Below are 17,329 nucleotides of genomic sequence, written 5' to 3'. Positions count from 1 at the left end.
GTACAGAGAATCAGATGACTGTCCTGGCGCGCAAAGCGGCCGAAAGTGTGCCTTCGTCGAGATAATCCAGCTCTCCGCCCACCGGCACGCCATGCGCCAGCCGCGTGATCTTCACGTCCAGCCCGGCCAGGTGGTCAGTGATATAGTGTGCTGTCGTCTGCCCCTCGACGGTGGCGTTGACGGCGATGATGATCTCGCGGATCCCGCCTTTGGCGACGCGTTCGATCAGGCCCTTGATGTTGAGGTCGTCGGGCCCGACGCCGTCGAGCGGCGAGAGCGTGCCGCCGAGCACGTGATAGGCGGCGTTCATCGCGCCCGCCCGCTCCAGCGCCCAGAGGTCGGAAACATCCTCGACGACGATGATCACAGTGTGATCGCGCCGCTCGTCGGTGCACACGGTACAGGGATCGACGGTGTCGACATTGCCGCAATGCGAGCAGATCTTCACCTTGTCGAAGGCGTCACCCATGGCGTGCGCCAGGGGGCCCATCAACTGGTCCTTCTTCTTGATCAGGTGCAGTGCCGCGCGGCGCGCCGAGCGGGGCCCGAGCCCCGGGACCTTTGCCAGAAGCTGGATCAGTTTTTCGATTTCGGGGCCGGTGACTCGCTTTGCCATTGGCCGCTTCTACCCCATATCCTCGCTGAACGGAATCGTCCAAAGGAGCGCTGCTGCATGAAAATCCTCGCCGTCTGCCGCGGCAGTGCCGAAACCCTGCCCGGCAAGAAATACAAGACCGGCATCAACAAGGTCCCGGTGAACGGCCCGGTCATGGTCGACGCTCACGGCATTGTCGGCGATGCGATCTGCAACGGTGACCATCATGGCGGCGAGGAACAGGCGATCTATATCGAAGGTTCGGAGACGCTCGACTGGTGGGCGGATGAGCTCGGCCATCCCCTGGAGCCCGGAACCTTCGGGGAAAACCTGGTGATCTCCGGCATCGACAATCGCCGGATCGCCGTCGGCGACCGCTTCATTGCCGGTGACGTGGTTCTGGAGGTAACCTCGACACGGATCCCCTGTGCCACCTTCGCCGCGAAGATGGGAGATCCGAAATTTCCCAAGCGCTTCATGAAGGCCGGCCGCGCCGGCGCCTATGCGCGGGTCCTCGCCGGCGGCATGCTGGAGGCCGGACAGGCGGTCGAATACCGGCCCTTCGCCGGAGACCGCATTACCATGCCCGACCTCATGGCGACCTACGGCAAGAAGCTCCACGGCGCAGAGCGGGATCGCTATCTCGCCGCTCCTCTCCATGCCAAGCTCAGGGCGTTCCTGAGCGACTAGCGAAAACGGCCGCCAAAAGCGGCCGTCGTCGTCACTGTCGGATAAAACCGAAATCTCAGAACGGCAGCTTCATGCCGGGCGGAATCGGCAGGCCGGCGGTCATTTCCTTGGTCTTCTCAGCCATCACGGCCTCGGCCTTGTCCTTGGCGTCCTTGTGGGCGGCGACGATCAGGTCTTCGAGGATTTCCACATCGTCTTCCTTGAAGAGCGACGGATCGATCTTCAGGCCCTTGAGATCGCCCTTGCCGGTCATGGTCACGGTCACCAGCCCGCCGCCGGACTTGCCTTCGACTTCGAGCGAGGCGATTTCCGCCTGCATCTTCTCCATCTTGGCCTGCATTTCCTTGACCTTGCCCATCATGCCCATGATGTCGCGCATCGTCGCTGTCTCCTTGGATCTCTGTGCTGAATTCGGTTGCGTCAGAATTCGATGTCGTCGCCCGGCAGAATGTCGCCCTCGGACGATTCCGCCGCCGCCGGCAGGCTCGGCGTATCGTCCTCGACGACGGCCGTGCGAATGCGAACGTCGGTGATCTTGGCGCCGGGGAAGCGCGAGAGGATCGCGGCCACATCCGGGTCCTGCCTCGCATCGACGAAACGCGCTTCGCGGGTCGAGGCATCTGCCTCGACGAGGGTCGGCTGTCCGGCCTCGCGGCTGAGGATGACCATCCAGCGGATCTCGGTCCATTCCTCCAGGCGCTTCTGCAGGTCGCTGACCAGCGACTTCGGTGCTTCCGGCGGCAGGTTGATTTCCAGCCGGCCGGGCTCGATGCGCACGAGGTGAACGAAATTGCGCAACAGGGCCCGCAGCTTGGGGTCGCGGTTCTTGGTACAGAGTTCCGCAAGCTCTTCGAGCGAGTTGACGCGCACTTTCGGCTGCGGCTGCGCTTCGGCGGGCTTTGCCTCGGTGCGGCCCAAGGCGACCGGTGCATTCTCCGGTTGGGGAACGCTGTGCAGCCGCGCGACCGGCTGGGCGGCGGAGGGCTGGGCTGAAACCTGAACGGCCTGTTGCGAGACGACCGCGGTGCGATAGGCAGCGGACGCGCCACCGCCATTGCCGCCGCGCGGAGCGCTGCCGGCTTGCGTGCCTTCGCCGCCGTCTCCAAGCTCAAGCAGCCGGCGCGCGGCATCCTCGGGCGAGGGCAGGTTCGCGGCATGCGAGAGGCGGATGATCACCATTTCGGCCGCGCCGGCCGGTCGCGACGAATTCTCCGCCTCGGGAATGCCCTTCAACAGCATCTGCCACATGCGCGAGAGGGTGGAAACCGAGACGCTATCGGCCAATTCCGCACCGCGCACCCGCTCCACTTCGCTGAGCGAAGGGTCCTGGGAGGCGGAGGGGATATATTTGAGGCGCGTGACAAGGTGGGTAAAGTCGGCGAGGTCGGTCAAGACCACGGTCGGATTGGCACCTGCCTCATATTGGCTGCCAAATTCGGCAAGGGCTGCGGCAACATCCCCGCGCACGATATGACCGAACAGATCGACGATGCGGGCCCGGTCGGCAAGGCCTAGCATGCCGCGCACGGCTTCTGCCCGCACCACGCCGCCGCCATGGGCGATCGCCTGGTCGAGCAGCGACAGGCCGTCACGGGCAGAGCCTTCGGCGGCTCTCGCAATCATGGCGAGCGCCTCTTCCTCGGCCTCGATGCCTTCCTTGGACGAAATCGTCGAGAACAGCCCGACCAGATCGCCGGCGCTGATGCGGCGCAGGTCGAAGCGCTGGCAACGCGACAGAACGGTAATCGGAACCTTGCGGATTTCGGTCGTGGCGAAGATGAACTTCACATGCTCGGGCGGTTCCTCGAGCGTCTTCAGCAGGCCGTTGAAGGCCTGGGTCGACAGCATGTGCACTTCGTCGATGATATAGACCTTGTAGCGCGCCGAAACCGGACGGTAGCGCACCTGCTCGATGATCTCGCGGATGTCGTCGATGCCGGTATGCGAGGCGGCGTCCATCTCGATCACGTCGACATGGCGGCCTTCCATGATCGCCTGGCAGTGCTCGCCGGGGATCTTCAGGTCGATCGTCGGCTTGTCGATCTCGGCGGTCTTGTAGTTGAGCGCGCGCGCCAGAATGCGGGCGGTCGTGGTCTTGCCCACGCCGCGGACCCCGGTCAGCATGTAAGCCTGCGCGATGCGGCCGGTCTCGAAGGCGTTGGTGAGGGTTCTCACCATCGGCTCCTGGCCGACCATCAGGTCGGTGAAATCCTTGGGACGATATTTGCGGGCGAGAACCCGGTAGCCGGTGACGCTACCCTCGGAGTTCGATGCTTTCGGCTCGAAATCGCTCATCGCCCTGCCAGCGTCTCTCGAAGACCCGATGCCCGGGCACGCACTGGCCAGCGTCGTGGCCGGCCAAATAAAACGGAAGGTGGGAGGCTGGCACGATGACCCGTGCCGCGCTCGTTAGGGCTGCTTCCTTCCGGACCTGACCCGGTTGGCGAGTGGCTCGTCCACCACCAACCTCCCGAGCCACATATCGGCAATAACGAGATCAAATGCAAGCCAAGCCCGCAAAAAACTGCTATGAAGGGAAAAAACGTCAGGAGGAACACCTTGAGCAAATTCGTGCTGGACGAACGCTTGGCGCGCGACAGTGGCCTCCTGGTCCATCTGGGCCTGTGCGAACTGCGCATGATGAACGACAGCCGGTGGCCCTGGCTGATCCTGGTGCCGAAGCGTCCGGACATATCCGAAGTGTTCGACCTGACGCCGCTCGACCAGGCTGTGCTGACCTTCGAGCAGAACACCGTCGCCTCAGCCCTGAAAACGGTGACGGGCGCCACCAAGATCAACATCGCCGCCATCGGCAACATCGTCCGCCAGCTGCACGTGCATGTCATCGCCCGGACCGAAGGCGATGCCAACTGGCCCGGCCCCGTCTGGGGCCATGGAACAGCCGTACCCCACGGCGAGGATGAACGCCGAACCTTCCAGCAGAAGATACTCGAAGCCATTCACTCATGAAAAAATCGATTTTCGACTTCAACGGCCCGCATCCCGAGCCCAGCGACCTGACCGCTTTTTCCCGCAATGCCCTGGCCCGCGACAGCGAGCACCGCGACGAGACTTCGCTCGAAAAGGCGCTCGCGGTGGAGGGGACCCACATCCTGGCCTTCTGCGATGCCAGGCTGGTCCTGAAACACGACGGCGCGGTGCTCGATCCACTCTTTGCGCCCTATGAGCTGGCGGAACTCGAGCCCGACTTCGACAATGCGGTGCTTCTGGGTTTCCAGCCGAGCGGCGAGCCGCGTATCGCGGTCCCGATCCAATGCCCGGCCGACGATCTTGCCGGCCAGTACAAGCCGGCCGATGCCCGCGCGCTGTTCCGCGACCGGCTGGTCGGCGAGGACCTGCTGGGCGAGGCCGCCCAGGCGCTGAGCCTTCTCCGCTGGAACGCCGACAACCGCTTCTGCGGTCGCTGCGGATCGGCGATGGAGACCCGCATCGGTGGCTACAAGCGCATCTGTTCCGGCTGTGCTAACGAGATCTTTCCGCGCACCGATCCGGTGGCGATCATGCTGGCGATCGACGAGAAGCGCGACCGCTGCCTGCTCGGTCGCAACCACCGTTTCCCCGACGGCATGTATTCCAGCCTCGCCGGCTTCGTCGAACCGGGCGAGACCATCGAGAATGCCGTGCGCCGCGAGACGCGCGAGGAATCCGGCATCGAGATCGGCCGCGTGCGCTATCACGCCTCGCAACCCTGGCCGATGCCGCACCAACTGATGATCGGCTGCTTTGCCGAGGCGATCTCCTTCGACATTCAGGCGGACGAGGCCGAGCTTGCCGATTGCCGCTGGTTCAGCCGCGCCGAAACGGCGGAGCTGATCGAACGGGGGCCGGTCAATGGCCTCAGCCTGCCGATCGAAGGAACGATCGCCCGACGGCTGATCGTCGATTGGCTCGAATGGAACCGCTGAGGCGTTAGAGCATGTCTCGCGAAAGTGTGCAGCGGTTTCGCGAAAAAGACATGCGCAAACAAAAGACTACAGCAGGTCGCGCGAATCCGAACCAACGCGACCTGCTGTAGGCCTCAGCCGCCGAGCTTGCCGCGCATCGGATGTCCCTTGTAGACGCCGAGAATGCGGACCTTTTCCGAGAAGAACCGCAGTTCCTCCAGCGCACGCCGCACCGGCGCATCCTCCGGATGACCCTCGATGTCGGCGTAGAACTGGGTTGCCACGAACTTGCCGCCGATCTGGTAGCTCTCGAGCTTCGTCATGTTGATGCCGTTGGTGGCAAAGCCGCCCATCGCCTTGTAGAGGGCGGCGGGGATGTTGCGCACATTGAAGACGAAGGTGGTGACGATCAGTTCGTCGGGGCTCGCGCGCTGGGCGATCGACTCTTCCCGTGACAGCACGACGAAACGGGTCACGTTGTTCTCCGTGTCCTCGACGTTTTCGGCGACGATGTCGAGGCCGTAGAGATCCGCTGCGAGGCGTGGTGCAAGCGCTGCCATCGTCCGGTCGCCGCGCTCGGCGACCAGCTTGGCAGCACCCGCCGTGTCGCCGGCCACCACCGGCTTCCAGCCGTTGGCCCGCATGATCTTGCGGCACTGGCCGAGCGCATGGATGTGGCTGTGAACCGTGCGGATCTCGTCGATCGACACACCCGGCAGGACCATGAGCTGGAAGCGGATCGGCATGAAATATTCGCCGATGATGTGCAGCCGCGATTCCGGAAGCAGGTAGTGAATGTCGGCGACGCGTCCGGCGATGGTGTTCTCGATCGGGATCATGGCGAGGTCCGCCTCACCATTCTCGACCGCGACGAAGGCATCCTCGAAGGTCGGGCAGGGGAGTGGCTCCATCTGCGGGAACATGTCGCGGCAGGCCATGTCGGAATTCGCGCCGAACTCGCCCTGAAAGGCGATCCTGTTGGTTCTGGTCGTCATCGGGTATCCGTTCTTCACTGGGCCTTGAGGCTGAGGATCTGTCGTGCCTTTTCGAGATCGGCGGGCGTGTCGACCCCGAGCGGGATGGAATTGACGATCTCGACGTCGATGCGCATTCCGGCCTCGAGAGCACGAAGCTGCTCCAGCGATTCGCGCTTTTCCAGCGGCGATGGCTGAAGGGCGACGAAGCGATCAAGCGCCGAACGGCGATAGGCGTAGAGGCCGATGTGGTGGTAGAGCGGCCCCTTGCCGTGGGGGGCGGTCGCGCGGGTGAAATAAAGCGCGCTCAGTCGTGTGTCGGACAGCGGCGATCCGACGACCTTGACGACGTTCGGATTGGTCTTTTCTTCCTCGTCGGTGATCTCGACGGTCAGCGTCGCGATATCGACCGCGGGATTTTCGAGAGGTCTCAGCGCGGCGCGAATGGTTTCCGGCTCGATCGTCGGCAGGTCGCCCTGGACATTGATCACGGTTTCGACAACGCCGTTCGGGTCGGCCTTGACCAAGGCCTCGTGAATGCGGTCCGAACCGGACTGGTGATCGACGCGCGTCATCACCACTTCGAAACCGGCGGCAGCCACCGCGTCGAAGACCCGTTGATCGTCGACGGCGACAATGATTCGTCCGACATTCGCTTCGCGCGCCCGCAGGGCGACCTGCACGATCATCGGCAGGCCGCAGATGTCGGCGAGCGGCTTTCCGGGCAGGCGGGTCGATGCCATTCGCGCCGGGATCAGCACGAGGGTCTTGCCCAATTCCTCATCGTTCATCATTAGCCCCTTCAAATCACGCCGGAAAAGTGTCAAAAAGTCCCAATTTGGGGATCACAATCGTGTTGCAACTGTCAAGCAAAAGACATAGGTTCCGCGCGATTTCAAGATCGTCCGGTTACTGATCCGCCGGCTGCATGGGAGCGTTTGCAGATGAACTCATATGTGAACATGGGCGTTGGTGCTCTACTTGGCACCGTTTTCGTCCTGATGACGGTATCCATCACGTCGGAAGGCATTTTCCACGCGCCGGTTCCGGAGAAGGAAGGTTACGCCATCGTCGCCGAAGCCTCTTCCGAGGGTGAAGCCGGCGCGGACGCTGCTGCCGCAACGGAAACGCCGATTGCCACGCTCCTGGCAAGCGCCGACGCTGCTGCCGGCGAAGCCGTCTTCAAGAAGTGCACGAGCTGTCACACCGGCGACAAGGGCGGCGCCAACAAGGTTGGCCCGAACTTGTTCGGTGTCGTGGAACGTCCGATCGCATCGCATGAAGGCTTCGGCTATTCGGCTCCGATGAAGGACTTCTCGCAGGGCGGTTCCGTTACCTGGACCTTCGACAACCTCAACCACTTCCTCACCGCTCCGAAGAAGTTCATCGCCGGTACCGCCATGGGCTTCGCCGGTCTGAAGAAGGAAGAGGAACGCGCCAACCTGATCGCCTATCTGCGTTCGCTGGCCGATACGCCGGTTGCGCTTCCGGCTGCTGACGCCGCCGCTTCGCCTGCCGAGGCAGCCCCCGCAGCCGAAGCGGCTCCTGCCGCCGAAGCAGCTCCGGCTGAAGCCGCCCCTGCGACCGAGGCCGCTCCGGCTCCGGCAACCGATGCAGCGCCTGCTCCCGCCGCCAACAACTGATCCGGCAGCTGATACGTTTAGTCCGATTGAAATGCCCGGCTCCGCCGGGCATTTCTCGTTTGGGACTATGCTTGTCCGTTACTGCAACATCCACGCCCAGAGCGTGACGCTGAGCACGCCGACGGCGGTGCTGAGCGAGATCGCCGAGGCGGCGAGCCCGTGGCCGACGCCGAAGCGATTGGCGATCAGCCAGGCATTGATGCCGGTGGGTACGGACGAGGTGAGCACCAGGGCCGCCGTCCAGTCGGCGCTCAATCCCAGAACACGGCAGGCGAGCCAGACGCAGGCCGGCATCAGCAGCAGCTTGAGGGCCGAGATGACGGTCGCTATGCCGACATTCCCGTGGATGCCGTATTTGTTGAGCGCCATGCCGAGCGAAATCAGCGCCGCCGGCGCGGCCATGGCGGTGATCTGATCCACCACGCTTGCCAGCACACGGGGAAGCGCAAGCCCGCTCACATGCAGGACAAGCCCCGCGGCAAGGCCGATGACCAGCGGATTGCGCATCAGATTGGTGCCCACCTGTCGTAGCACGTTCACCAGCCCCCGTGACTCGCCGCCGTTGACCTTGTGCTCGGCACGCTCCATCAGCACAGTTCCGATGACCATCATCAGCGGCAGGTGTACCGCGAGTAGGATCGACACGGCGACGATGCCGTCGCTGCCGACGGTCCGCTCGACCAGCGGCAGGCCGATGAAGATGTTGTTGGCAAAGGCCGAGGACACCCCCGCCAGCACACCGACACGGGCATCCCGTCCGAAGAGACGCGTCGCCAGAAGATGCCCGACGGCCCAGGTGATGGCGACGCCGGAGAAATAGGCGATCCACAGCCGAAACGGCGAAGCGCCGTGGAAGTCAGCCTGCGAAATGGTGCGGAAGAGCAAGACCGGCACCGCCACCTTGAAGACGAATTCGCCCAGCCCGTCGCCGATATCGGCGTTCAGGATCCGGGTTTTGACCAGTCCCCAGCCGAACAGGATGAGGATGAAGATCGGAAAGACGTCCTGGGCAATGGCATACATCGGCGGAATAGCTCTCGGGGGGAGGAGAAGGCGAGGTCAGGTCCCAAGGCTTATCGCGATGCGTCTCAATCGGCCAGAGCGGATTGACCTTTGTCAGTACGCGCGCCGAAAACGAAAAAAGCGGGGTTGCCCCCGCTTTCGCTGCCCGACCGAGGGTCGGGGCCGAAGCCGCATCGCCAGTACATCCGTGGTCGATGCGAGTTCTGATCGAGGACCAATCATGTCCTCCGCGCGGATGGCGAGGCGCCTGAAGCGCTCCATGCCATCGTCACTTGAGGACTGTCTAATCGGCCTGCGTGACAAACGAATGACGTCTACGCAATTCCGCCTAGGCGCGCGCTTTTTCCTTTTCTGCCGGAGAAAAACGGCTATGACCGGAAAACCCCAAACTATCGGAGATCCGGGATTTATGAGCAGGTTCGATGTTCTCACCGTCGGTAACGCCATCGTCGACATCATCTCGCGTTGCGAGGATGCCTTCCTCGTCGACAACGGCATTACCAAGGGCGCGATGAACCTGATCGATGCCGAACGCGCCGAGACGCTTTACGCCCTGATGGGCCCGGCTGTCGAAGCCTCCGGCGGCAGCGCCGGCAATACGGCCGCCGGCATCGCCAGCCTCGGCGGCAAGGCCGCCTATTTCGGCAAGGTGGCCGAGGACCAGCTCGGCAAGATCTTCGCCCACGACATCCGCGCCCAGGGCGTGCACTACGAGACCAGGCCGGAGGGCACGTTTCCGCCGACCGCCCGCAGCATGATCTTCGTCACCGAGGACGGTGAGCGCTCGATGAACACCTATCTCGGCGCCTGCGTCGAGTTCGGCCCGGAGGACGTCGAGCCGGAGGTCGTCGCCCAGTCGAAGGTCACGTATTTCGAAGGCTACCTCTGGGATCCGCCGCGGGCCAAGCAGGCGATCCTCGACTGCGCCCGCATCGCCCACGAGAACGGCCGGGAAATGTCGATGACCCTGTCCGACAGCTTCTGTGTCGGCCGCTACCGCGACGAATTCCTCGATCTGATGCGCTCGGGCACCGTCGACATCGTCTTCTCCAACAAGCAGGAAGCGCTCTCGCTCTACGAGACCGAGGATTTCGATCTCGCGCTCACGAAGATGGCGAACGACTGCAAGCTCGCCGCCGTGACCATGAGCGAGGAGGGGGCCGTGATCCTCAAGGGCGGCGAACGCATCCGCGTCGAAGCGACCGTGATCGACCAACTGGTCGACACGACGGGCGCCGGCGACCTGTTCGCTGCGGGCTTCCTCTACGGCTATACTCAGGGTCGCTCGCTCTACGACTGCGGCCGCATCGGCTGTCTGGCAGCCGGCATCGTCATTCAGCAGATCGGCCCGCGGCCGCTTGGCTCGCTGTCCAAGGCGGCAAGCGAGGCCGGGCTTATTTGAAGGCCTCGCCCGGATAGGCACCCCAGATCTCGCTCTGCGCCACCCATCCGTTGACGCCGCCCGCTTCCGCCAGGCACCAGTTGCCGGTGCATTCCTCGAGGCGCATCACCACGCCGGGCTCGAGCTTGGCGACGACGCTCGCCGTCGACTGCGAATCGGCCCTGAGGTTCACGTAGACATCGTTGCCGCGCATCCATGGTGCGGCGACCGCGGTGCGCTCGCCGGACAACAGGGTCTGGCTCACCCACCCCTCCGTGCCGTCAGCGTCACGGATGCGCCGCCAGTTCTCGTATTCCTGGATGATCTCGACGGGCAGCCCGGATTTCAGGTAGAGCCAGGACACGGCATAGTCGGTGCTCGGTCCGATCCTGAGATTGACTCGCTTGGCCTTCAGGCTGACGAAGCGCGGCAGCGGCAGACCGCTCGAGCCCTTGGATACGCCCTGAGCCTCGGCTACCGGCCCGCCCATTGCGCAAAGCCCGAGGGCGATCCACGAAACGAGAGAGGCACGAAGCACGATGTGACGCATGGCGGTTCCGATCGCTCAAAGATTTCAAGGGTTTCTGCGCGATTCCGCCAATCGGTCCGCCGGTCTCGCCAGAAAACGGGCGCCGACCTGCGAGGTTTTGTTTGTCTTCGCTGACGGGTTTGGTAGAAAATGCCCTGAACGGGGAAATTATCCCCCGTCTTGGTTAACGACCTCTGAACAAGGCATCGATTCTTCCCATGACGAACAGGAAAAGACCCAAGGTCTATATCACCCGGAAATTGCCGGATGCGGTGGAGACCCGCATGCGTGAACTGTTCGAGGCGGAGCTCAATATCGATGACAAGCCGCGCACCCAGCCCGAACTCGTCGCAGCGATGAAAACGGCCGACGTTCTGGTGCCGACGGTGACGGACCGCATCGACGCGGCGCTGATCGAGCAGGCGGGTCCCCAGCTGAAGCTGATCGCCAGCTTCTCCAACGGCATCGACCACATCGATGTCGACGCAGCGGCGAAAAAGGGCATAACGGTCACCAATACGCCGAACGTGCTGACCGAAGACACCGCCGATATGACCATGGCGCTCATTCTCGCCGTGCCGCGCCGTCTTGTCGAAGGGGCGCGCATCCTGATGGACAAGCCCGGCGAATGGACCGGCTGGTCGCCGACCTGGATGCTCGGTCGGCGTATCTGGGGAAAGCGGATCGGCATCATCGGCATGGGCCGCATTGGCACGGCCGTCGCCCGCCGCGCCAAGGCCTTCGGCCTGTCGATCCACTATCACAACCGCAAGCGCGTCAATCCGGCGACCGAGGACGAGCTGGAGGCGACCTACTGGGACAGCCTCGACCAGATGCTCGCCCGCGTCGATATCGTCTCGGTCAACTGCCCGTCGACGCCGGCCACCTTCCATCTCCTGTCGGCGCGGCGTCTGGCGCTGATGCAACCCAACAGCTACATCGTCAACACGGCGCGCGGTGACATCATCGACGAGGACGCCCTGATCCAGTGCCTGCGCGAAGGCCGGATCGCCGGTGCCGGGCTCGATGTGTTCGAGAAGGAGCCTGCGGTCAATCCAAAGCTGATCAAGCTCGCCAACGAGGGCAAGGTCGTGCTCTTGCCGCATACCGGTTCGGCCACGATCGAGGGCCGTATCGACATGGGCGACAAGGTGATCATCAACATCCGCACCTATTTCGACGGCCATCGTCCGCCGAACCGCGTTCTTCCCAGCCGGACCTGAGCAAGGTCCGTCAGGCGAGCGGCTTGCGCATCTCGATCGAGGTGGTCCGGTCGTAGCCGGCATGGCGGTTTTCCGCCGTCTTGCGAAAACCCCAGGCGGCAAAGAGCCGGTGGTTTTCGGCAAGTTCGACGCGCGTCTCGAGCCGAAGACTGGAAAGCCCGAGTTCGCGGGCCGTTGCTTCGGCGCGCGCCAGCAGCAAGCGGCCTATGCCCTTGCCTTGCGCCGAGGGGTGAACGGCGAGCTTGCCGATATAGAGAGCGGGTTCCTCCGGTTTCAGGAAAATACAGCCGACCACTCGCCGATCGTCCAGCGCGGCAAACGCGATCTCCTGCGCCGCCTTTTCCCCGAGCGAGGCCGGCGTCAGCCGATGGGCGGAGGAGGGCGGGTCGATCCGCCCGTCCATGAACGCGAAGGCGGCCAGGACAACATCCAGTAGCTCCTTGTAGCGGTCGAAACCCGCATCGATGCGCAGGATCTCGATCGTCATGACGAAGGCGAAGCCTTGCGCCGGCGATAGCGGATCGTGTCGAACCGCGTCGCCAGCGCGTCGTAGAGCAGAAGGCGGCCGACCAGAGGTTCGCCGATACCGGTGATCAGCTTGATCGCTTCCATCGCCATCAGCGTGCCGATCACGCCGGTAAGCGCCCCGACGATACCGGCTTCGGCGCAGGCAGGCACCAGCCCGGCGGGCGGCGGCTCCGGAAAGAGGTCGCGGTAGCGCGGATTGGGCTCTCCCTGCGCATTGTCCTCATAGGGCTTCAACACGGTGAGCGAACCGTCGAACCGGCCGACGGCGCCCGTCACCAGCGGGACCTGCCGCGCTTCGGCCGCGTCGGCTGCGGCATAGCGCGTATCGAAATTGTCGGAACCGTCGATCAGCAGGTCGAATCCGGCCAGATGGGAGGCGGCAAACACGTCGTCGAAACGCTGCTCGAACCGCTTCACTCGGACATGCGGGTTGAGGCGGGCGATCGCGCGGGCAGCACTTTCGGTCTTCTCCTCACCGATCGTGCCGCTGTCGTGGATCACCTGGCGCTGCAGGTTGGATAGCGACACGCGATCGTCGTCGGCAATGCCGAGCGTGCCGACGCCGGCGGCGGCGAGATACATCAGGGTGGGAGCCCCCAGCCCCCCGGCACCGATCACCATGACGCGGGCGGCCTTCAGCTTCTGCTGGCCCTGCCCGCCGATCTCGGGGAGCAGGATATGCCGGTGATAGCGGGATATTTCGTCGGGGCTGAGCGGATCCATGGACGCGATATTCGCACGGTTGGCGCGGCCGGGAAAGCCCGTCAGCCCGCGAGCACGCTGTCGCGAACGGTGACGAACTGGGCACGCTCGCCGAGCGCCGAGAACATCGCCCGGTCCGTACCGGTCATGAAGGCCTGGCCGCCAAGCGCATCGATCCGGTTGAAAAGTGCTGCGCGTCGGCCTTCGTCGAAATGCGCGGCGATCTCGTCGAGCAGGAGTATGGGCGCATGCCCGGTCATGGTCGCGACGAGACTTGCATGGGCAAGCACAAGGCCGACGAGCAGGGCTTTCTGTTCCCCCGTCGAGCAACGCTCGGCCTCGATGTCCTTGTCGGCATGGCGGACCAGGAGATCGGCGCGGTGCGGCCCTTCGAGCGTCCGGCCGGCGGCCGCGTCGCGGTAGCGGCCATTGGCAAGCGCCGCGAGGTAGCGATCCTCGATCTCGATGGCCGGAGCGTCGCCTTCCTCGTCGAGAAAGCCGCTGAGGGCGAGGTGCGCCGAAGGGAAGCTCGAATCATCCTGCCGGGCGGTCAGGCCCGCAAGCAGGCCGAGCATCTCGCGGCGCGCCAGCATCATCGCCACGCCGAGCCCGGCCATCTGCTGCTCGATGCCGGTCAGCCAGGCCGGATCGAACCGGCCTTCCGACAGCAGCTTGTTGCGGCTGCGCATGGCGCGTTCGAAGTCGCTGGCGCGGCGTCCATGCGCCGGATCGAGCGACAGCACCAGCCGGTCGAGGAAGCGGCGGCGATCGGAGGCGGAGCCGGTGAAGAGCCCGTCCATGGCCGGTGTCAGCCAGAGAATGCGCAGGTGGTCGGTGAGTTCGTCGACCGACTTGGCGGGCGTGCCGTTGATCCGCAGGCGGCGGACCACGGCCTCGCCTTCGCCTTCGGAGCCCGTGCCGATCTCGACCTCGCCTTCCATGCCGTCGATTTCGGCGAAGACCGAAAAGCCGCCCGGCGCGCCGACGCGTGCCACATCGGCCAGCACCGCCCGGCGCAGGCCCCGGCCCGGAGACAGGAAGGAAACCGCCTCCATGAGATTGGTCTTGCCCGCGCCGTTCTCCCCCGTCAGCACGACGTGCCGCCCGTCAAGCGTCAATGTTGCGGTCGCGTAGTTGCGGAAATCCGTGAGCTTCAGCCGGTGGATCGAGGTCTTGTGCGTCATGGTGGTCCAGGTTCGGTGCCTTCCTGAGCTAGGCCGAAAGGCCGCTGATGGCAAGGCGCGCGGGCGGTTTTCCCGGCGTGGGTCCGGAACTGCGGGCGGGACCCGGACGTTGCGACGCATGGACCGGCGCTTGGCGCGGGTGTATCTGGTCGTTCAGTACGCGAACGTAAGGGCGAGCGCATGAATTCCGATCGAGACGAACTGACGCCGGAAGAAGCCCGCCGCGATCATTGGGAAATGCTGCGCTTCCTCGGGGGCAACGTCTTGTTCGGCGTCTGCCTTGGCCTTGGCGTCGCCGCCATGCTGATCTGGCTCGACATCGGCGGGCTCGGCAGCCATCTCGCGCGCAGCCGCAATCCCTATCTGCCCGCGGCGATGATCGCGATCCCGCTGGCGCTCACCTTTGGCGCGGCGGTGACGGCGTCGGCCATCATGCTGATGCCCTACAAGAAAAAGAAGCAGCGCTAGCAAGTGACGCAGCCGTTGCGCCGCCATTGACCGGGCGGCGGACATCCGCCAGAACCGCGTCAATCAAACAACGGGGAGCAGATCATGACCGACCAGGAAGACCGCATTCTGCGGCTCGAAGAGACGGTGGCCCATCAGGCCCGGATCATCGAGGAACTCTCCGACCAGCTCACCGAGCAGTGGAAGGTGGTCGAGCAGGCGCGCGCCAAGCTTGATCGGCTGACCGAGCGTTTCCTGTCGCTCGAAGAACAGTCACTGGAAGCGCCCGCCATTACCCGGCCGCCGCACTACTGAACGCCTATTTTCGAACGGCTACCCCGTCCACGACTGCCGAGACGATCTGTTCGATCTCCTCTCGGCTCACGTCCAGCCGGCTGGTCAGCAGCCGGTTCCAGGCAAAGCTCGAAAACAGCTCGATCAGCAGCGCCGGATCGATATCCGCCCGAACCTCTCCACGCGCCTGTCCGCGCTCGAGGATGACCCCGCTCTGCCGGCATCGGGACAGGGCATAGGCCTGCAGCGCCTGCAGCGCGGCCGGATCGCTCTGCGCTTCGGCGATGATCGAGCGGAAGATCGCCCCTCCGCCATCGCGCCAGAAGTCGAGAAGGCCTGCGAGGAACAGCGAGAGATCCTTGCGGATATCCCCGGTGTCGGGATGGGGCACTCCGTCCTTCTGGCGATGATAGACGTCGAGCAGAAGCGCGGCCTTTGACGGCCACCATCGATAGATGGTCGGCTTTCCGGCCTTGGCGCGCCGGGCGACCGCCTCGATCGAAAAAGCGGGCAGGCCGCCTTCGAGCAGAATGTCCTGCGCGGCCTTGAGAATGGCCTCCTCGCTTGCCGGGTTGCGCTGGGAGCCGATCGAGGTGCGCCGGTTCTCTACCTGTTTCTCTGCTGTCACGCTGCCCTCCGATTTTCTCATCGCCATAGCACGGTTTCCTATTGAACGAAACGATCCGTTCCTATATAGAACGAAACGTACCGTTCTTATGGAGAAATTCATGCCCGATATTTCAGCCCCCCGTCCAGTCCTCTCAAAGTTCCGGCTGTCCATCTTGATGCTGGCCGCCGTCTATCCCTTCGTCACGGCAATCCTCTATGTGCTGATGCCGCTGACCGACGGCTGGCCGCTCTGGGAGCGCACCGCCATCCTGGCGCCCGTCATGGTGTTCAGCATCGTCTATGGCATCGCGCCCACCATCCAGCGCCGCTTCGCCTGGTTCATCCTTCGCCAGCCGCGCCCTGTCGCCGCCTGAGCGGGGAACGCAAAAAAGAAGCGAGCCGAAGAGGTCTCCGGCTCGCTTGATGTATCGTGAAGAGTGACGGATACGCTCAGTCGCTCAGCGTGTCGAAAAAGTCCTTCATCCGGGCGAAGAAGCCTGTCGATTCCGGATTGTTCTCCTTCGACGAAAGCTGTTCGAACTCCTGCAGCAGCTCACGCTGGCGCTTTGTCAGCTTCTGCGGCGTCTCGATCTGGATCTGGATATAGAGGTCGCCCGTCTGCGTCGAACGCAGGACCGGCATGCCCTTACCCTTCAGGCGAAACTGCTTCCCGGGCTGGGTGCCTTCCGGAACCGTTACGCGCGACTTGGCGCCGTCCAGCGTTACCACGTCGAAGGTCCCGCCAAGAACCGCCGTCGTCATGGAGATCGGCACGGTGCAATAGAGATCCGCCCCGTCACGCTGGAAGAACTCGTGCGGCTTGACCGACAGGAAGATGTAGAGATCGCCCGAAGGGCCGCCGCGCAGCCCGGCCTCGCCCTCGCCCTGCAGGCGGATGCGGGTGCCGTCCTCGATGCCGGCCGGAATGTTGACGGAAAGCGAGCGCTCTTCCGTAACCCGTCCCTGGCCGTGACATTTGCCACAGGGATCCGAGATCGTCTGGCCGCGACCGTGGCAGGTCGGACAGGTCCGTTCGATCGAGAAGAAACCCTGGGCGGCGCGGATGCGTCCGGTTCCCTGGCAGGTGGCGCAGGTGGTCGGCTTCGTGCCCGGCTTGGCGCCGGTACCGGTGCAGACTTCGCAGGTGATCGAGGTTGGAACCCTGATCTGCGCGGTCTTGCCGGTGAAGGCTTCCTCGAGCGAGATTTCCATATTGTAGCGCAGGTCGGCGCCGCGTTCGCGTCCGCCGGTCGAGCGGGCACGACCGCCGCGGCCGCCGCCCATCATCTCGCCGAATATGTCCTCGAAGATGTCGGAGAACCCGCCGCCGGCAAAACCGCCGCCGCCCGGATGGAAGCCGCCGCCACCGCCCTGTTCGAAGGCTGCATGGCCAAAACGATCATAGGCCGCGCGCTTCTGCGGGTCCTTGAGCGTCTCATAGGCCTCGTTGATTTCCTTGAACTTCTTTTCGGCTTCGTCGTCGCCCGGGTTCTTGTCCGGGTGAAGCTTCATCGCCAGCTTGCGAAAGGCGCTCTTCAGCTCCTTCTCGTCGGCGGTCTTGGCGACCCCGAGGGTCTCGTAGAAATCTGCTTTTGCCATGGT

Annotated in this window: 21 protein-coding genes and 1 other RNA gene; 9 read left to right on the top strand and 13 right to left on the bottom strand. The window is 64.1% G+C overall.

The genetic code is table 11. The features are described 5' to 3' along the window. Positions 1–10: 10 nt before the first annotated feature. Positions 11–616, bottom strand: a complete 606-nt coding sequence (gene recR / locus L867_RS0113805) for a recombination mediator RecR (RefSeq protein ID WP_028737441.1) — start codon at positions 614–616, stop codon at positions 11–13. A 57-nt stretch (positions 617–673) separates the two neighbouring features. Here recR and L867_RS0113800 point away from each other — a divergent pair, with 57 nt between their 5' ends. Continuing rightward, positions 674–1,285, top strand: coding sequence for an MOSC domain-containing protein (locus L867_RS0113800; protein ID WP_028737440.1), 612 nt, complete (start codon positions 674–676; stop codon positions 1,283–1,285). A 55-nt stretch (positions 1,286–1,340) separates the two neighbouring features. Here the strand turns inward: L867_RS0113800 and L867_RS0113795 are convergent, their stop codons facing one another. The 3 genes from L867_RS0113795 to ffs form a co-directional block, all read right to left on the bottom strand. Continuing rightward, entirely contained in the window at positions 1,341–1,664 is a 324-nt protein-coding gene (locus tag L867_RS0113795) for a YbaB/EbfC family nucleoid-associated protein (protein ID WP_028737439.1), read from the bottom strand. A gap of 41 nt (positions 1,665–1,705) precedes the next feature. Continuing rightward, on the bottom strand, positions 1,706–3,580 hold the full coding sequence (locus L867_RS0113790; RefSeq protein WP_028737438.1) for a DNA polymerase III subunit gamma/tau: 1,875 nt from the start codon (positions 3,578–3,580) through the stop codon (positions 1,706–1,708). A 79-nt stretch (positions 3,581–3,659) separates the two neighbouring features. Continuing rightward, an RNA gene (gene ffs, locus L867_RS26905) (signal recognition particle sRNA small type) lies at positions 3,660–3,756 on the bottom strand. A gap of 58 nt (positions 3,757–3,814) precedes the next feature. On the opposite strand from ffs, the gene L867_RS0113785 reads away from it, so the two are divergent. Both L867_RS0113785 and nudC read left to right on the top strand, forming a co-directional pair. Next, positions 3,815–4,255 carry an HIT family protein gene (locus L867_RS0113785; RefSeq protein ID WP_028737437.1) on the top strand — a complete coding sequence of 147 codons (441 nt, stop codon included), beginning with the start codon at positions 3,815–3,817 and terminating at the stop codon, positions 4,253–4,255. Further along, the gene (nudC, locus tag L867_RS0113780; RefSeq protein ID WP_028737436.1) at positions 4,252–5,211 is read left to right on the top strand and encodes an NAD(+) diphosphatase; all 960 of its coding nucleotides are present in this window, start codon (positions 4,252–4,254) and stop codon (positions 5,209–5,211) included. The genes L867_RS0113785 and nudC overlap by 4 nt, the downstream gene beginning before the upstream one ends. A gap of 113 nt (positions 5,212–5,324) precedes the next feature. Here the strand turns inward: nudC and L867_RS0113775 are convergent, their stop codons facing one another. Together L867_RS0113775 and L867_RS0113770 are read right to left on the bottom strand one after the other, a co-directional pair. Further along, positions 5,325–6,185: a prephenate dehydratase gene (locus L867_RS0113775; protein ID WP_028737435.1), complete on the bottom strand. Its 861-nt coding sequence runs from the start codon at positions 6,183–6,185 to the stop codon at positions 5,325–5,327. 14 nt (positions 6,186–6,199) lie between these two features. Further along, the gene (locus L867_RS0113770; protein ID WP_028737434.1) at positions 6,200–6,955 is read right to left on the bottom strand and encodes a 3-deoxy-manno-octulosonate cytidylyltransferase; all 756 of its coding nucleotides are present in this window, start codon (positions 6,953–6,955) and stop codon (positions 6,200–6,202) included. Between the two features lie 153 nt (positions 6,956–7,108). On the opposite strand from L867_RS0113770, the gene L867_RS25270 reads away from it, so the two are divergent. Then, positions 7,109–7,807, top strand: a complete 699-nt coding sequence (locus L867_RS25270) for a c-type cytochrome (protein ID WP_037173401.1) — start codon at positions 7,109–7,111, stop codon at positions 7,805–7,807. Positions 7,808–7,885: 78 nt separating this feature from the next. On the opposite strand, the gene L867_RS0113760 is transcribed toward L867_RS25270, so the two are convergent. Then, positions 7,886–8,830: an AEC family transporter gene (locus tag L867_RS0113760; protein WP_028737433.1), complete on the bottom strand. Its 945-nt coding sequence runs from the start codon at positions 8,828–8,830 to the stop codon at positions 7,886–7,888. 409 nt (positions 8,831–9,239) lie between these two features. Between L867_RS0113760 and L867_RS0113755 the strand changes: the two genes are divergently transcribed. Next, positions 9,240–10,232, top strand: a complete 993-nt coding sequence (locus tag L867_RS0113755; RefSeq protein ID WP_028737432.1) for an adenosine kinase — start codon at positions 9,240–9,242, stop codon at positions 10,230–10,232. Here the strand turns inward: L867_RS0113755 and L867_RS0113750 are convergent. Continuing rightward, complete coding sequence (locus L867_RS0113750; protein ID WP_028737431.1) at positions 10,225–10,761, bottom strand: SH3 domain-containing protein; 537 nt, start codon at positions 10,759–10,761, stop codon at positions 10,225–10,227. The two genes, L867_RS0113755 and L867_RS0113750, sit on opposite strands and share 8 nt — an antisense overlap. Positions 10,762–10,958: 197 nt before the next feature. Between L867_RS0113750 and L867_RS0113745 the strand changes: the two genes are divergently transcribed. Then, on the top strand, positions 10,959–11,963 hold the full coding sequence (locus L867_RS0113745) for a 2-hydroxyacid dehydrogenase (RefSeq protein WP_028737430.1): 1,005 nt from the start codon (positions 10,959–10,961) through the stop codon (positions 11,961–11,963). Positions 11,964–11,973: 10 nt separating this feature from the next. On the opposite strand, the gene L867_RS0113740 is transcribed toward L867_RS0113745, so the two are convergent. Genes L867_RS0113740 through recF form a run of 3 tightly spaced genes read right to left on the bottom strand, consistent with a single transcriptional unit; the run spans position 11,974 to position 14,377 of the window. Then, positions 11,974–12,444 (bottom strand): GNAT family N-acetyltransferase, encoded by a 471-nt coding sequence (locus L867_RS0113740; RefSeq protein WP_028737429.1) that lies wholly within the window; start codon positions 12,442–12,444, stop codon positions 11,974–11,976. Between the two features lie 2 nt (positions 12,445–12,446). Next, positions 12,447–13,214, bottom strand: a complete 768-nt coding sequence (locus L867_RS0113735) for a molybdopterin-synthase adenylyltransferase MoeB (protein ID WP_028737428.1) — start codon at positions 13,212–13,214, stop codon at positions 12,447–12,449. 41 nt (positions 13,215–13,255) lie between these two features. Further along, on the bottom strand, positions 13,256–14,377 hold the full coding sequence (gene recF / locus L867_RS0113730; RefSeq protein WP_028737427.1) for a DNA replication/repair protein RecF: 1,122 nt from the start codon (positions 14,375–14,377) through the stop codon (positions 13,256–13,258). 180 nt (positions 14,378–14,557) lie between these two features. Here recF and L867_RS0113725 point away from each other — a divergent pair, with 180 nt between their 5' ends. Next, a complete protein-coding gene (locus tag L867_RS0113725) occupies positions 14,558–14,845 on the top strand; it encodes a hypothetical protein (RefSeq protein ID WP_028737426.1) in 288 nt (95 codons plus the stop codon). Positions 14,846–14,929: 84 nt separating this feature from the next. Beyond that, positions 14,930–15,139, top strand: a complete 210-nt coding sequence (locus tag L867_RS0113720; protein WP_028737425.1) for a SlyX family protein — start codon at positions 14,930–14,932, stop codon at positions 15,137–15,139. A gap of 4 nt (positions 15,140–15,143) precedes the next feature. Here the strand turns inward: L867_RS0113720 and L867_RS0113715 are convergent, their stop codons facing one another. Then, on the bottom strand, positions 15,144–15,746 hold the full coding sequence (locus L867_RS0113715; RefSeq protein WP_232363929.1) for a TetR/AcrR family transcriptional regulator: 603 nt from the start codon (positions 15,744–15,746) through the stop codon (positions 15,144–15,146). A 100-nt stretch (positions 15,747–15,846) separates the two neighbouring features. Between L867_RS0113715 and L867_RS25265 the strand changes: the two genes are divergently transcribed. Then, positions 15,847–16,101 carry a hypothetical protein gene (locus L867_RS25265; protein ID WP_037173468.1) on the top strand — a complete coding sequence of 85 codons (255 nt, stop codon included), beginning with the start codon at positions 15,847–15,849 and terminating at the stop codon, positions 16,099–16,101. 76 nt (positions 16,102–16,177) lie between these two features. Here L867_RS25265 and dnaJ read toward each other — a convergent pair whose 3' ends face one another. Next, positions 16,178–17,326: a molecular chaperone DnaJ gene (gene dnaJ / locus L867_RS0113705; RefSeq protein ID WP_028737423.1), complete on the bottom strand. Its 1,149-nt coding sequence runs from the start codon at positions 17,324–17,326 to the stop codon at positions 16,178–16,180. Between the last annotated feature and the right edge of the window lie 3 nt (positions 17,327–17,329).

This window comes from Paenirhizobium selenitireducens ATCC BAA-1503 (assembly GCF_000518785.1).
GTDB lineage: Bacteria > Pseudomonadota > Alphaproteobacteria > Rhizobiales > Rhizobiaceae > Allorhizobium > Allorhizobium selenitireducens.
This window is presented reverse-complemented; position numbering and strand designations above follow the sequence as displayed.

Coding starts and splice junctions, on each gene's coding strand:
- L867_RS0113720 (WP_028737425.1), top strand. CDS start 14,930: ATGACCGACCAGGAAGACCGCATTCTGCGGCTCGAAGAGACGGTGGCC.
- L867_RS0113770 (WP_028737434.1), bottom strand. CDS start 6,955: ATGAACGATGAGGAATTGGGCAAGACCCTCGTGCTGATCCCGGCGCGA.
- L867_RS0113785 (WP_028737437.1), top strand. CDS start 3,815: ATGAAGGGAAAAAACGTCAGGAGGAACACCTTGAGCAAATTCGTGCTG.
- recR (WP_028737441.1), bottom strand. CDS start 616: ATGGCAAAGCGAGTCACCGGCCCCGAAATCGAAAAACTGATCCAGCTT.
- recF (WP_028737427.1), bottom strand. CDS start 14,377: ATGACGCACAAGACCTCGATCCACCGGCTGAAGCTCACGGATTTCCGC.
- L867_RS25265 (WP_037173468.1), top strand. CDS start 15,847: ATGCCCGATATTTCAGCCCCCCGTCCAGTCCTCTCAAAGTTCCGGCTG.
- L867_RS0113790 (WP_028737438.1), bottom strand. CDS start 3,580: ATGAGCGATTTCGAGCCGAAAGCATCGAACTCCGAGGGTAGCGTCACC.
- L867_RS0113725 (WP_028737426.1), top strand. CDS start 14,558: ATGAATTCCGATCGAGACGAACTGACGCCGGAAGAAGCCCGCCGCGAT.
- L867_RS25270 (WP_037173401.1), top strand. CDS start 7,109: ATGAACTCATATGTGAACATGGGCGTTGGTGCTCTACTTGGCACCGTT.
- L867_RS0113735 (WP_028737428.1), bottom strand. CDS start 13,214: ATGGATCCGCTCAGCCCCGACGAAATATCCCGCTATCACCGGCATATC.
- L867_RS0113745 (WP_028737430.1), top strand. CDS start 10,959: ATGACGAACAGGAAAAGACCCAAGGTCTATATCACCCGGAAATTGCCG.
- L867_RS0113775 (WP_028737435.1), bottom strand. CDS start 6,185: ATGACGACCAGAACCAACAGGATCGCCTTTCAGGGCGAGTTCGGCGCG.
- L867_RS0113755 (WP_028737432.1), top strand. CDS start 9,240: ATGAGCAGGTTCGATGTTCTCACCGTCGGTAACGCCATCGTCGACATC.
- L867_RS0113760 (WP_028737433.1), bottom strand. CDS start 8,830: ATGTATGCCATTGCCCAGGACGTCTTTCCGATCTTCATCCTCATCCTG.
- L867_RS0113795 (WP_028737439.1), bottom strand. CDS start 1,664: ATGCGCGACATCATGGGCATGATGGGCAAGGTCAAGGAAATGCAGGCC.
- dnaJ (WP_028737423.1), bottom strand. CDS start 17,326: ATGGCAAAAGCAGATTTCTACGAGACCCTCGGGGTCGCCAAGACCGCC.
- L867_RS0113800 (WP_028737440.1), top strand. CDS start 674: ATGAAAATCCTCGCCGTCTGCCGCGGCAGTGCCGAAACCCTGCCCGGC.
- L867_RS0113750 (WP_028737431.1), bottom strand. CDS start 10,761: ATGCGTCACATCGTGCTTCGTGCCTCTCTCGTTTCGTGGATCGCCCTC.
- nudC (WP_028737436.1), top strand. CDS start 4,252: ATGAAAAAATCGATTTTCGACTTCAACGGCCCGCATCCCGAGCCCAGC.